The sequence below is a fragment of the Paraclostridium benzoelyticum genome, from assembly GCF_001006285.1.
In the GTDB taxonomy this organism is placed as follows: Bacteria; Bacillota; Clostridia; order Peptostreptococcales; family Peptostreptococcaceae; genus Paraclostridium; species Paraclostridium benzoelyticum.
The window spans coordinates 1-13,558 of record NZ_LBBT01000082.1; the positions used below are offsets into that span (position 1 = coordinate 1).

A 13,558-nucleotide genomic window follows, 5' to 3' on the forward strand; every position below is an offset into this window, starting at 1 on the left:
ATATGGATAAAATAAAGTTAATGAAAGTATAAGGGGCAATGAAATATGAATAAATTTAAAAAATATTGTGTAGTATTGAGTGCTATTGTTATAATTGCATCTACTTTAAGTAATATATATGCATTAAATAATTATAGTAAATCTATAGAAAAAGCTAAGGTTAATTATAGCAAAAGTAATGTACAGCAAGAAAACTTAGATAAAAACAGTCAAGAAAAAAATAACAATGTATCTAATATATTGCTAATAGGAAGTGACTCAAGTGGTTTTGACAAGGTAGGAAGATCGGATTCAATGATAATTCTTACCATAGATAAAGATAATAAAAATTTAAAGCTAACATCATTGGCAAGAGATACACTAGTAAATATTCCTGGACATGGATATGAAAAATTAACTCATGCATATGCATATGGAAAATCTAAGTTGTTACTAGAGACTATAGAGCAAAATTTAAAAATAAATCTAGATGGATATGTAGCGGTAAACTTTAATTCTTTTATAGATTTAGTTGATACATTGGGTGGTGTCGAAGTAGATATTCATAAAAATGAAATAGAGCATTTAAATGATATAATAGTAAACTCTTTTAAAGTAGCAAAAGATAAAGGAGAAGAGCCACAATTTATAAGATTTGAAGGTAAACAGTTATTAAATGGATATCAAGCATTAGCTTATGCTAGGATAAGACAAATTGATAGTATATATGAAAGAGATAAAAGACAAAGGGATGTATTAAAAAGTATAGCTAATAAATTGGTGGAGCTTCCTGTAAGTAGTTATCCAAAGGTTATAAAAGAAATGATGCCTTATGTAGATGTAAATTTACCGATATCTAAACTTCTTACAATAGCTATGACATCTAAAGAATTATATAATTATGAATTGAATCAAATGGAATTTCCTGTTGCAGAATATAGAGCGTCTGGGAGACTTAAAAAAGATAATAGTTTTGTAGTTAAATGGGATAAGACAGAAAATTTAAAAGTTTTAAATAATTTTATCTATAATAAATAAAATTTATTTAAAACTTCTCAACTTTGGGTATTATTATAAAAGTAAAGGTTTAAAACCTTTGCTTTTATTTAATTAATCTAAGTGTAAATTCGTTGGTATATTGACAAAAGGAGAATAATGGAGTACAATAATTAATAAAGATTATCATTTGAAAATGAAGGCGGTAAATGTAAAATGAATCAAATGGATATATTAAAGGAAAAGTTAAAGGAAACGGGATTTAAAATAACTCCTCAAAGAAGAGCTATTGTAGAGACGTTACTAAAGCATAAGGATGAACATTTAAGTAGTGAAGAAATATATGACCTAGTAAGAGTTGATTGTCCAGAAATAGGACTTGCTACAGTTTATAGAACAATGCAATTACTAGATGAAGTTGGTGCAATTTCTAAATTAAACTTAGATGATGGATGCATAAGATATGAAATTGATTTAGATGACTCTGATGCACACAATCATCATCATTTAATATGTAAAAACTGTGGGAAGATAATAGAGGTAAAAGAAGATTTACTAGATTCTATAGAACTGGAAATACAAAAATTATATAATTTTAGCATAATAGACCACGATCTTAAATTTTATGGTTTATGCGAATCCTGTAAGTAAAGATAAGCCCCTTATTGGGGCTTAAAATTTTGATAGAGTTAACAAAATACATAATATTAGTATTAATATAAATAGAATTTCTAATATATTGCTTAAACGCCCTCCAACTCTTAAAAATCCAAGAGAAAATTTCTTTTCACTAATAGGATAAAAAAGTGGTATTCCTGATTTTGTAAACAAATCTCCTAAAAATAAATGAGATGCATATCCAATAGTTCCAAAAAAGCACAAATTGGATATATTAGTTAATAACTCAATTTGTTTAAGTAAAAAACTTATGATTAATATTGCTAAAATACTATGTGATAATTTTCTATGTTTTAGCCAAGGAAAAGAAGCTAAAACTATATTAAATAGAATAAAATAAAATTTACCATTAGCTAAATATATACAAATTGACAAAAGTATAAATACTAGAGATAAAAATAACTTTCTTAAAAAGCCATGATTAATTTTAGATTCTAATACTATTATTGATATAAATGTTATAACTGAACTTATGAAAAAATTTCCATTTATTTTTAAAGATATTAAAAAAATTAATATATCTAATGTATAAACAATAATCTTATAAATCTTTTTAGATGTATTATGATTTAAAATTGTATTAGATATAACGGAGTTTGACGTGTCTAAATCAGGTAAGATTGAAAATAATGAACAGATTCCAATATTCATTAGAGAAATTGGTTTGTTAAATATGATAGAAGCTTGTAAAGACGCCAATATACCTATAGTGAAATGAGTTTTGCCACGCATTATAACCTCCCGAAAATATTATATTTTGAGAATAGCAAAATAATTATAGTTTGTCAAAACAATACGGTAAATGTATTTTAAATATATCTTAAAATATAGTTCAACTTGTGATACAATTATAATAACTGGTAAAGAGTGCGTGATTTGATATTATTTGTATGTTCGTTAAGGAACGTTTAAAAAGTGAGATTTAAAAAGTGCGAAAAGTTAGGACAAAAGGAGATGATGCAATTGTTCAAAAAGAGTTTGAATAAAATTAAAGTTATGGCTCTGGGAGGGCTAAACGAAATCGGAAAAAACATGACTGTTATTGAATATAAAGATGAGATTATCGTTATAGATTCAGGGTTAAGTTTTCCAGAAGAAGAGATGCTAGGGGTAGATATAGTTATACCAGATGTAACTTACTTAGTGAAGAATAAGGACAGAGTTAAGGGAATATTTATAACTCATGGTCATGAGGACCATATCGGAGCATTACCATATGTATTAAAAAAGATAAATGTTCCAGTATATGCTTCTAAATTAACGGTAGGGCTTATACAAGTAAAATTAAAAGAGCATAAATTAAATAATGTAAATTTAAATGTTATAACTCCAGGTCAAGTTATAAACCTTAAAAACTTTGAAGTAGAGTTTTTAAAAGTAAATCATAGTATACCAGATGCTTGTGCAATAGCAGTTCATACTGATCAAGGAATAATATTCCATACAGGGGACTTCAAAATAGACCTAACTCCTATAGATGGAGAAGTAATGGATTTTCAAAGAATATGTGAATTAAGCAAAAAAGGCGTATTATTAATGCTTGCTGATAGTACAAACATTGAAAGACCAGGATATAACCCATCAGAAAGAACTGTAGGAACAGGACTTGATGGATTATTTGCAAAGGCTAACAACAGCAGAATAATAGTTGCAACATTTGCTTCTAATATACACAGATTACAACAAATTGTTAATGCTGCTCAAAAATTTGGAAGAAAAGTTGCTGTATCAGGAAGATCTATGGTTAACGTTATGGGTGTAGCAAGAGAATTAGGCTATATAGACATAGATGATGAAATGATAATAGATTTAAATGATATTCATAGATATGAAGATAATGAATTAGTTATAATAACAACTGGATCTCAAGGAGAACCTATGTCAGCACTTGCTAGAATGGCATCAGCTGAACATAAAAAAGTAGAAATAAGACAAGGTGATTTAGTAATAATATCAGCACATCCAATACCAGGGAATGAAAAACTTATTTCTAAAGTTGTAAACTGTTTATTTGAAAAAGGTGCAGAAGTTGTTTATGATGATGCAGCTGATATACACGTTTCAGGTCATGCTAGACAAGAAGAGTTAAAATTAATGCACAGATTAGTAGCTCCTAAGTTCTTCATGCCTGCTCATGGTGAGTTCAGAATGTTAAAGAAACATGCAGAGGTAGCAGAAGATTTAGGGATGCCAAGTCAAAATATATTTGTAATGAAAACAGGTGAAGTTTTAGAATTAGATAAAACTTCAGCAAAAGTTGCTTCACACGTACCAACTGGAAATGTATTAGTTGATGGACTTGGAGTTGGAGATGTAGGAAACATAGTTTTAAGAGATAGAAAGCATTTATCAGAAGATGGATTAATGATAGTTGTAGTTACAATATCTAAAGAAGATGGAAAAGTTTTAGCAGGTCCAGACATAATCTCTAGAGGATTTGTATATGTAAGAGAATCTGAGGACTTAATGGATGGAGCTAAAACTGTTATAAAGAATGTTTTAATAGCTTGTGAACAAAGTCATATAAAAGAATGGGCTTACTTAAAAAATAATATAAAGGATAACTTAAAAGAGTACTTATATCAAAGAACTAAGAGAAATCCTATGATACTTCCTATTATAATGGAGGTATAAAACAGAAAGATTGAATATAATATATTATATTCAATCTTTTTTTTAGGAGGAAAAGTATGGGGGTATATGAAAGTACTACAAAACTTGCAAGTGATATAAAGGACAGTAAAGAGTATAAGGAATTTAGAAAGTATATGAAAGTTATAAGATCTAATCCAAACTATGAATTAACTTTAAATAATCATAAAAAAATTGAAATGGATATAAGATCTAAAAAATTAAGAGGAGTAAAATTAGATAGTAAAACATTAAAGATATCACAAGATTTAAGGAAACAAATATCTGCTAATAAAGATTTAAAAAGTTATTTAGAATGTGAACAAAAATTTACAACCATGATGGATAAAATAAATAAAATTTTAGCATCTGCAGTATATGAAGATTACGAATAAATAGGTCTTCTTGTACAAATTGAACGAAATTATTCAGGCAATCTGACCATATATATGAAAACGTTTTTAATATATACTTAAACTATATTAAATATGGTTTGGGGGAGATTAAAAATGGCAGAGGTAATTTTAAAAAATATAGGTAAGTCATATGATAATGGTTATGAAGCAGTAAAAGATGTAAATATAGATATAGAAGACAAAGAATTTGTTGTTTTAGTAGGGCCATCTGGCTGTGGAAAGTCTACAACACTTAGAATGATAGCAGGTCTTGAAGAAATATCATCAGGGGAGTTATATATAGGCAATAAAATAGTAAACGATGTGGCCCCAAAAGATAGAGATATAGCTATGGTTTTCCAAAACTATGCACTATATCCGCATCTAAGCGTATATGAGAATATGGCATTTGCGCTTAAACTAAGAAAGATGCCAAAATCTGAAATAGATGCTAAAGTTAGAGAAGCTGCAAGAATACTAGACTTAGAAAAAGTTTTAGATAGGAAACCAAAGGCATTATCAGGTGGACAAAGACAAAGGGTTGCGCTAGGAAGAGCGATAGTAAGAAATCCTAAGGTGTTCTTAATGGATGAACCATTATCAAACTTAGATGCTAAGCTTAGAACTGCAATGAGAACTGAAATTACAAAATTACACAAAAAACTTGGAACAACATTTATATATGTAACACATGACCAAGTAGAAGCTATGACTATGGCGGATAGAATAGTTATAATGAAAGATGGAGTTATTCAACAAATAGATACTCCACAACACGTATATGATAATCCAGATAATATGTTCGTTGCAGGATTTATAGGAGCTCCTCAAATGAACTTAATAGATTGTAATATATCTGAAGAAAATGATGTTGTTTTCGCAAATGCTAAAGATCTTAAAGTAGCGTTAGACAAAACAAAAGCGGATATATTAAAGAAAAATGGTTATATAGGTAAAGAAGTTGTATTAGGAATAAGACCAGAAGACATTCATATAGAAGATATATTTATAGATAACAGCCAAGATACAATATTTAATGCTACAGTAGAAATAAGTGAGCTTATGGGGGCAGAAGTATATGCATACTTAACTGTTGGAGGTAAGAGTATAACTTCAAGATTTGATTCAAGATACAATGTTAAATACGGTCAGAATTTAAAATTAGCTCTAGATAAAAATAAAGTTCATCTATTTGATAAAGAAACTACTAATGCAATAAGATAGTAAACTATTTAAAAGCTGAGAAACTAAGAGTATATTTTGGTTTCTCAGCTTTTGTTTTATAATATATATAAGTAAACTAAAAAATAAGAGGTGGGATGGTGAAGGATTTAATAGAGTTTTTTGAAAGTCAATTGGGGAAAAAGATTAATTTATACAAATATAATAAAAATGACATTTTAAAAGAAAATCATCAAGTTGTAGTTTGGGACAATCAAAAGTATGTTATTGAACTTATAGAAGAGAATAATATCAATAATTTAAAAGGAAATTTTTATTTGATATATCAAAAGAATGTAAATAAGACTTTATTAAATGAGATTTTAACTACTCTATATGAAGATGTGAATATAGTAAACTATAAAGGAAATTTTATATTAAATACAAATAATATAGACTTAATAAATAAGGATACCCCTCAAATCATAGAGACTGAATCTTATGAAAAGACATACATAATAAATTTAGGAGAAATTAAAAGTAAAGATGAGTTTGATATTAAGCTAGATTTGACTAAAAAATTAAAAAAATACATAGCAATTGAAAATAGTGATAGGAAATATTTTGATATATTTGATTTAGCTTTATATAATATGATTGAGCTATGTGGAACTGATATTATATATAAAAATTTATTTGATTATAATTTAATTGATAAGATAGATAATTTAGTTTTAGAAACTGGAATAGCTTTTATAGAAAATGGATTTAACATATCCAAGACATCTAACAATATATATTTGCATAGAAATACGTTAATATATAGACTAGAAAAAATTAAAGATATATTGGGAATGGATATAAAAAACTTTAATGAAGCTTGCATATACTATATAATTGTAAAGAATTATTTGGTAAACAAAACCATATAAAAACCTTATAATTGATGTTTATTAAAATACTCGCATAAATTTAGGCAAAATGTGAAAAAATAGTATCAAATAAAACATCAAGAGGTGAAATTAATGAGACGATTTACTAGTGTAGTTTTAGCTATTATGATGGTTTTTATGTCTTTTAGCTTTACAGCTTTTGCAGATGATAAAAAAGCTAATACATCTATGAAATTATCATCTAAATCAGCTATACTAATGGATGTAGGAAGTGGACAAATATTATTTGAAAAAAATTCACATGAGAAACTTCCTCCAGCAAGTGTTACAAAAGTAATGACAATGTTACTTGTAGTTGAAGCTTTAGATAGTGGAAAGATAAAGTTAGATGACCAGGTTCAAATAAGTGAAAGAGCATCGGAAATGGGTGGAAGTCAGATTTTCTTAGAACCAGGAGAAACTCAAAAGGTTGATGATTTACTAAAAGGTATAGCAGTTGCTTCTGCAAACGATGCATGTGTAGCTATGGCTGAGTTCATAGGAGGAAGTGAAGAAGAGTTTATTGGTATGATGAATGATAAAGCAAAAGAATTGGGAATGAAAGATACTCATTTTGCTAACACTAACGGATTACCAGTAGACAATCACTATACATCAGCACATGATATAGCTTTAATGTCTAAAGAATTATTAAAGCATGAAAAAATAACTAAATATTTGACAACTTGGATGGACAAAATAGTAGTTGGTAAAAAACAAGTATCTATAGGTCTTGCTAATACTAATAAAATGATTAAACACTATCAAGGAGCAACTGGTGTAAAAACAGGGTTTACTCAAGAAGCAAAATATTGTTTATCTGCATCAGCTAAAAGAGGAGAGACACATTTAGTAGCAGCAACTTTAGGTGCACCTACAACGCAAGAAAGATTTAAAGATGCATCATCTCTTTTAAGTTATGGATTTGCGAACTATGAAAGTGTTAAACTATGCTCTAGAGGAGATGCTATAGCTACACTAAAATTAGATAAAGCTGAAGAAAATAAAGTTAACTTAGTTGCAAAAGAAGATTTAACAGCTCTTATCAAAAAAGGTGAAAGCAAAGATTTTACTAAAAAGATACAAGTTTGTGAAAATATAAAAATGCCAGTTAAAAAAGGTACTAAATTAGGAACTATAAACATTTATAAAGGAAACAATCAAGTAGGTAAAGTTGATCTTGTAAATGAAAAAGATATAAATAAAGCAAGTTACTTTAGAATGTTTGAAAGAGTAATAGATAACATGTTTTAAAAGGCCTAGATAAACTAGGTCTTTTTTTCGCTTACTAAAATAATCTAAGTAAAATCTTTAAGTATAAGATTTTTATCAATGATAATTTGATTATAAACATAGATATTGTTATAATAATATTAAAACTTAAAAAATAGGAGAAAATTGAATGAATATGTTAAGTCAGTTTTTGGTAACTGCAGTAGGAATAGCAGTTGCTATATCTGTTCATGAATTTGGACATGCATATGTAGCTCATCTTTTAGGAGATGATACTGCAAAAATGAGCGGAAGAATGACGTTAGATCCATTAAAACATCTGGATCCATTAGGACTTATAATGCTTATAATTGCAAGATTCGGGTGGGCAAAGCCAGTTCCTGTAAATCCAAATAATTTTAAAAATTATAAGGTTGGGAATTTAATAGTTTCTTTAGCAGGGCCAGCATTTAACCTGTTGACTGCTATAATATTTGCAAACCTTATGAGATTTGCTAATATTGAAGCAATATTAATTATATTTAATGCTATAGTTTCGTATTGTATAGGATTTGCAGCATTTAACCTATTACCATTGCCACCACTTGATGGATGGGGAATAATATCTACATTTATACCACTTAAATATTATGATGTTGCTTATAAGTATGAAAGTATGAGTACATTTATATTTATACTTTTAATATTAACTAATTTCCATTTAATAATATTAAATCCTATAGTAAATGTATTATATAGTATAGTGGCTACATTTATAATTTAAATGGTAAATTTATACTAAAAACCGAGGTAATTTATGAAATATAGTGTACAACTTAAGGTATATGAAGGACCTCTAGATCTTTTATATGATCTTATAGCAAAGCATAAAATAGATATAAAGGATATATCTATAATAGAGATAACTAAACAATATTTAGCATACTTAGATATGCTTGAAGAATTTGATTTAGAAATAGCAAGTGAATTTATAATAATGGCATCGAAGCTTTTACAAATAAAATCTAAATACTTACTATACAAGCAAAGAAATGATGAAGAAGAGGAAGATCCTAGACTTGAACTTATGGAAAAGCTTGTGGAGTATAAAAAGTTTAAAAATGCTACAGAAGATTTAAAAAGTAATGTTACTTACATAGAAGATGTATTTTATAGAAAGAAAGAAGAGGTAGTAGTTGAAGAAAATTTAGACTTAGAAACAATATCTCTAGATTCTATAGTAAAAATACTTCCTCATATATTAAAAGTAAAAAAAGATGAATTAGAAGAAGTAAAAGATGAAAAGTTAAACAAGATTGTTAGAACTCGTATTATATCTGTAGAAGAAAAGATGCACTATGTTAGAGATATCATGAAAGAAAAAGAAAATATAAGATTTACAAATCTTATAGATACATATGAAAAAGATGAAATAATAGCAACTTTTTTATCGGTTTTAGAACTTATAAAAACAAATGAAATAATGGTTGTTCAAGACTTATTCTTTGAAGATATCTTAATAAAGAGGAATATGGAGAGTTAATATGAGACGTGATGAAATAAAAAATATTATAGAAGCTATAATGTTTGCATATAGCGAACCTATAAGCATAAAGGATTTAAATAATGCTATAAACGAAGAACTTTCTTCTAAAGAAATTGAGATAATGTTAAACAGCTTAATTGAAGATTATAAAGAAAACAACAGGGGTATTCAAATTATTAAATTACAAGATAAATATCAAATGTGTACAAATAAAGATTACGCAGAGTTTGTAAAAAATATATTAGAACCAAAAAGAAAGAAAACTTTAAGTCAAGCAACTTTAGAAACTTTAACAATTATCGCATATAAGCAACCTATAACAAAGGTTGAAATAGAAGAAATAAGAGGGGTCAAAAGTGATAAGGTTGTACAAACACTTCTTGAAAATGACCTTATATATGAAGCGGGAAGATTAGATAGAATTGGTAAACCTATAATTTATAAAACTACTAATGAGTTTTTAAAATTATTAAATATAGAAAAACTAGAGGATTTGCCATCTATAGAAAAATATGAAAACGAATAAATTTTAAAATAGTAGATGATATAAAATATTTATTTATCATCTACTATTTTTTTGCATACTTTTGAAAAAATGGAAAATAATATAAATATGAACTATAAAGATTTAATGAGTATTTTATTTATTTCTATTGTAGTAGGAATACCAATTCTATTTTTTATTTTAAATAGTAGGATTCATGTAATCGTAACAGCTGATATAGATAATAAAAATACAGAGATAAGGGTATCACTTAGATACTTTTTTAATTTAATCCATATAACAAAAACTGTTTATCCTATAAGTAAGCCAAAAGAAGAAAAGAAAAATAAAAAAAATAAGGAGAGTAAAAGTAAATCTAAAAAAATAAAATTACAAATGATCCAATTAGAAAATTTGCGAGCTTTATACCGAACTGTTAAGAAAGTTCAAATAAGCGAAGTATATTCTAATTTATCATATGGAAGTGAAAATATAAATTTTACTTCTTTTATATACGTCTTAATAAATATTTTATATGGAAATGTAAGTAATTATTTTGATTCAGAAAAAATGTATTTAAAAGTAACACCCTGCTATACTCAAAACTTCATAAAGTATAAAGGTGTTTTACATATAAGACCTACCATGAAGGATATAGTAGTTTTAATTAAGGGAATTTATAAAATATATATTGATATAAAAGTATATAAAAAAGTAAAATATAATGAGGAGTGTGAAGTGAATGAGATCGGCAAGTTCAATAAAGAGTATAATGGATACAACTCTTGATTCAATTAGGACAACTATTGATGCAAATACTATTATTGGAGATCCAATTAGAACAGAAACAACAGTAGTAGTTCCTATATCTAAGGTTACAATAGGATTTGGTATAGGTGGAGGCGAGTATTCAAGAGGACAATGTGAAAGACAAGGTGAAAAAAAAGAAGTACAAAACACAGATGATTCAAACTTTGCAGGAGGAAGTGCAGGTGCGATATCACTTCAACCAGTAGCATTTGTAGTAGTTGAAAATGGAGAAACAAGACTTATGAGTTTAGATCATAATATAAATATGGTTGATAATATATTAAGTGTTACACCTAAAATACTAGAAAAAATTCAAAAACTAAAAAATAATGATTGTGAAAACAAGGATAAAAAAGAATGTTAAAATAAAGGATAAAAGCTATAGAAAAAGGTTAATTAATTTCTATAGCTTTTATTGTTTTAAAAATATTTTATAATTTAATCATTTGTTACTTAAAAAATTAGAAAAACAATAGTATAATACATATAAGACAAGTTAATTTTTAGGGTTAAATTAAACTGTCAGGGTTTTAAATTATAGGAGAGGTGAGCATATGGAAAATAAAGAAATATCAAAATTATTGATACAAAGTATGAATAATTATCAAAATTTGATTAAAGCAACAAATACTGATAGATATAAAAAAGGTAAAGTATTAACAAAGAAACAATTTTTTACTTTGGTTGAAATTCAAAAGCGTGAAAAAATAGAGTTAAAGAATTTAAGTAAAGAGTTATATGTCTCAACATCTAGCTTATGTATACTTTTAAACAAGCTAGTAGAGTTAGGATATGTTTATAGAGAAGAAGATTCTAAAGATAGAAGAAACACTTTCTATGGTATAACAGAAGAAGGTGAAGTTGTAGTTAATACAGAAATAGAAAAGTTTATGCAGATAGTAAATGATAAAATAGATAAGTTAGATTTAGAAAAGAAAAAAGAACTTGAAGGAAGTTTACAAAAAACTATTAATATAATGAAAGAAATAATATAGCTTATGTAGAATAAATTTATAGTGTAGATATTTACAAAGTGGGTAAGTATCTATTATAAATTTATTTGGAGGTATATTATGAGTATAAAGATTGCAAATGAAAAAAAATTGATACAAGAAAATGATTTAAGTATATTTTTTATAGACAGTAATAAAAAAGTTGAATTTAAAGAAAAGGCTTTAGAAGCTTTAAAAGAAGAATTTGAACCTACTTGTTGTAATATAGAATTAAATAAAGTATATACAGAAGATAAATTTTTAAACGTAATGTTTGTTGGATTAGGAAATGATGAAAACTTATCTATGGATGAAATAAGAAATATTGGTGGAGACATATCAAGAAAATTGAAAAAAATGAAATCTAAAAAGGTAAGTTTTTTAAATATAGAAGAGTACTTAAATAAAGATCATGTAAAAGCTTTAGTAGAAGGTCTTGAATTAGGGGCATATGATTTTAATAAGTATATTACAAGTAATGAAACTGATAAAGAAATAATAATAAATTTAGGCTTAAATGAAAACTTCATAGAGAGTATAAATGAAGGTGAATTACTTGCACAAATGACATTAGTATCAAGAAGCTTAGTGAATGAACCAGCAAATGTTATATACCCAGCAACTCTAGCTTATGAAGTTATAGAATTAGGTAAAACGTTTGGCTTTGAAACCGAAATATATGGTAAGCAAGACATTGAAAATTTAGGAATGGATGCATTCTTATCAGTATCTAAAGGTTCTGATAAAGAGCCTAAACTTATAGTTATGAGATACTTTGGAGATAAAAATAGTGAAGATGTATTAGGCTTAGTTGGAAAAGGATTAACATATGATTCAGGGGGATACTCTATAAAACCTACAAACTCTATGGTTGATATGAAAACAGACATGGGTGGAGCAGGAGCTGTAATTGGAGCTATGTGTGGTATTGCAAAAGCTAAACTTAATAAAAATGTTATAGCTGTAGTAGCTGCTTGTGAGAATTTAATTTCTGGAAATGCATATAAGCCAGGAGATATAATAAATTCAATGGGCAAAAAGACAATAGAAATTTTAAATACAGATGCAGAAGGTAGATTAACTTTGATAGATGCTGTTTATTACGCTATAAACAAAGAAAAGGTTAATAAAGTTGTAGACATAGCTACATTAACAGGAGCCGCTGTAGTAGCCCTTGGAGATGTTGCAACACCTGTATTAACTAATAATGAAGAATTCTATACTTTATTATATGAAGCAGCAAAAACATCAGGTGAAAAAATATGGAGAATGCCAGTATTTGATGAATATAAAAAAGTTTTAAAAGGTAAGCAAGCTGATTTAAACAATAGTCCTGGTAGAGATGGTGGTTGTATAACTGCTGGATTATTTATAGGAGAATTTGTAGGAGATACTCCTTGGATTCATATGGATATAGCAGGAACTAGTGTTAGTTCTAAGGACAGTGGATACAAATCTAAAGGGGCTACTGGAGAAGGAGCAAGAACTTTATATAATTTAGCAAAACTAGTTTAAAAGATTTCTTAATTTTTCTTAAGTTGATACAATCTAGGTAAATTGTGGTATAATTAAATTAACCTAAGATTTTAAATTTTCTTCTTACATACTAAAGTATATGTTTACTCGCCTAGTGGCGAGTTTTTTTTTTGACAAATGTAGAAATCAAGTTTTTTGCTTATTAATCTGAAAATTAAGAAAAAAGATAGTTTATATGTGATATAATTAATATATATAAATATTTT

At 27.1% G+C, this 13,558-nt stretch carries 15 protein-coding genes; 14 read left to right on the forward strand and 1 reads right to left on the reverse strand.

What is annotated here, in order from left to right; translation table 11 throughout:
* The first annotated feature begins 45 nt into the window (after positions 1-45).
* Together VN21_RS03810 and VN21_RS03815 are read left to right on the forward strand one after the other, a co-directional pair.
* A complete protein-coding gene (locus VN21_RS03810) occupies positions 46-1,017 on the forward strand; it encodes an LCP family protein (RefSeq protein WP_046822123.1) in 972 nt (323 codons plus the stop codon).
* 174 nt (positions 1,018-1,191) lie between these two features.
* Entirely contained in the window at positions 1,192-1,626 is a 435-nt protein-coding gene (locus VN21_RS03815) for a Fur family transcriptional regulator (protein WP_025161654.1), read from the forward strand.
* Positions 1,627-1,647: 21 nt separating this feature from the next.
* Here the strand turns inward: VN21_RS03815 and VN21_RS03820 are convergent, their stop codons facing one another.
* Entirely contained in the window at positions 1,648-2,385 is a 738-nt protein-coding gene (locus VN21_RS03820) for a metal-dependent hydrolase (RefSeq protein WP_046822124.1), read from the reverse strand.
* Positions 2,386-2,610: 225 nt separating this feature from the next.
* On the opposite strand from VN21_RS03820, the gene VN21_RS03825 reads away from it, so the two are divergent.
* From VN21_RS03825 to VN21_RS03880, 12 genes are all read left to right on the forward strand, one after another.
* A complete protein-coding gene (locus VN21_RS03825) occupies positions 2,611-4,287 on the forward strand; it encodes a ribonuclease J (RefSeq protein ID WP_152650765.1) in 1,677 nt (558 codons plus the stop codon).
* Between the two features lie 56 nt (positions 4,288-4,343).
* The gene (locus tag VN21_RS03830; protein WP_046822126.1) at positions 4,344-4,679 is read left to right on the forward strand and encodes a YlbF family regulator; all 336 of its coding nucleotides are present in this window, start codon (positions 4,344-4,346) and stop codon (positions 4,677-4,679) included.
* Positions 4,680-4,793: 114 nt separating this feature from the next.
* Positions 4,794-5,903, forward strand: a complete 1,110-nt coding sequence (locus tag VN21_RS03835) for an ABC transporter ATP-binding protein (protein ID WP_046822127.1) — start codon at positions 4,794-4,796, stop codon at positions 5,901-5,903.
* Positions 5,904-6,001: 98 nt separating this feature from the next.
* On the forward strand, positions 6,002-6,772 hold the full coding sequence (locus VN21_RS03840) for a helix-turn-helix domain-containing protein (protein ID WP_025161656.1): 771 nt from the start codon (positions 6,002-6,004) through the stop codon (positions 6,770-6,772).
* A gap of 93 nt (positions 6,773-6,865) precedes the next feature.
* The gene (locus tag VN21_RS03845; protein WP_046822128.1) at positions 6,866-8,026 is read left to right on the forward strand and encodes a D-alanyl-D-alanine carboxypeptidase family protein; all 1,161 of its coding nucleotides are present in this window, start codon (positions 6,866-6,868) and stop codon (positions 8,024-8,026) included.
* A gap of 148 nt (positions 8,027-8,174) precedes the next feature.
* A complete protein-coding gene (locus VN21_RS03850) occupies positions 8,175-8,768 on the forward strand; it encodes a site-2 protease family protein (RefSeq protein WP_021429892.1) in 594 nt (197 codons plus the stop codon).
* Positions 8,769-8,801: 33 nt separating this feature from the next.
* Positions 8,802-9,527 (forward strand): segregation and condensation protein A, encoded by a 726-nt coding sequence (locus tag VN21_RS03855; RefSeq protein ID WP_021429960.1) that lies wholly within the window; start codon positions 8,802-8,804, stop codon positions 9,525-9,527.
* Between the two features lies 1 nt (position 9,528).
* Positions 9,529-10,056, forward strand: a complete 528-nt coding sequence (gene scpB, locus VN21_RS03860) for an SMC-Scp complex subunit ScpB (protein ID WP_021429922.1) — start codon at positions 9,529-9,531, stop codon at positions 10,054-10,056.
* Between the two features lie 69 nt (positions 10,057-10,125).
* The gene (locus tag VN21_RS03865) at positions 10,126-10,803 is read left to right on the forward strand and encodes a hypothetical protein (protein WP_152650764.1); all 678 of its coding nucleotides are present in this window, start codon (positions 10,126-10,128) and stop codon (positions 10,801-10,803) included.
* Positions 10,757-11,188: a GerW family sporulation protein gene (locus VN21_RS03870; RefSeq protein ID WP_046822130.1), complete on the forward strand. Its 432-nt coding sequence runs from the start codon at positions 10,757-10,759 to the stop codon at positions 11,186-11,188. Before VN21_RS03865 ends, VN21_RS03870 begins: the two co-directional genes overlap by 47 nt.
* A 190-nt stretch (positions 11,189-11,378) precedes the next feature.
* Positions 11,379-11,819, forward strand: a complete 441-nt coding sequence (locus tag VN21_RS03875) for a MarR family winged helix-turn-helix transcriptional regulator (protein WP_046822131.1) — start codon at positions 11,379-11,381, stop codon at positions 11,817-11,819.
* Between the two features lie 78 nt (positions 11,820-11,897).
* Positions 11,898-13,331 (forward strand): leucyl aminopeptidase, encoded by a 1,434-nt coding sequence (locus VN21_RS03880; protein ID WP_046822132.1) that lies wholly within the window; start codon positions 11,898-11,900, stop codon positions 13,329-13,331.
* Positions 13,332-13,558: the final 227 nt, after the last annotated feature.

Coding starts and splice junctions, on each gene's coding strand:
- VN21_RS03810 (WP_046822123.1), top strand. CDS start 46: ATGAATAAATTTAAAAAATATTGTGTAGTATTGAGTGCTATTGTTATA.
- VN21_RS03815 (WP_025161654.1), top strand. CDS start 1,192: ATGAATCAAATGGATATATTAAAGGAAAAGTTAAAGGAAACGGGATTT.
- VN21_RS03820 (WP_046822124.1), bottom strand. CDS start 2,385: ATGCGTGGCAAAACTCATTTCACTATAGGTATATTGGCGTCTTTACAA.
- VN21_RS03825 (WP_152650765.1), top strand. CDS start 2,611: ATGCAATTGTTCAAAAAGAGTTTGAATAAAATTAAAGTTATGGCTCTG.
- VN21_RS03830 (WP_046822126.1), top strand. CDS start 4,344: ATGGGGGTATATGAAAGTACTACAAAACTTGCAAGTGATATAAAGGAC.
- VN21_RS03835 (WP_046822127.1), top strand. CDS start 4,794: ATGGCAGAGGTAATTTTAAAAAATATAGGTAAGTCATATGATAATGGT.
- VN21_RS03845 (WP_046822128.1), top strand. CDS start 6,866: ATGAGACGATTTACTAGTGTAGTTTTAGCTATTATGATGGTTTTTATG.
- VN21_RS03850 (WP_021429892.1), top strand. CDS start 8,175: ATGAATATGTTAAGTCAGTTTTTGGTAACTGCAGTAGGAATAGCAGTT.
- VN21_RS03855 (WP_021429960.1), top strand. CDS start 8,802: ATGAAATATAGTGTACAACTTAAGGTATATGAAGGACCTCTAGATCTT.
- scpB (WP_021429922.1), top strand. CDS start 9,529: ATGAGACGTGATGAAATAAAAAATATTATAGAAGCTATAATGTTTGCA.
- VN21_RS03865 (WP_152650764.1), top strand. CDS start 10,126: ATGGAAAATAATATAAATATGAACTATAAAGATTTAATGAGTATTTTA.
- VN21_RS03870 (WP_046822130.1), top strand. CDS start 10,757: ATGAGATCGGCAAGTTCAATAAAGAGTATAATGGATACAACTCTTGAT.
- VN21_RS03875 (WP_046822131.1), top strand. CDS start 11,379: ATGGAAAATAAAGAAATATCAAAATTATTGATACAAAGTATGAATAAT.
- VN21_RS03880 (WP_046822132.1), top strand. CDS start 11,898: ATGAGTATAAAGATTGCAAATGAAAAAAAATTGATACAAGAAAATGAT.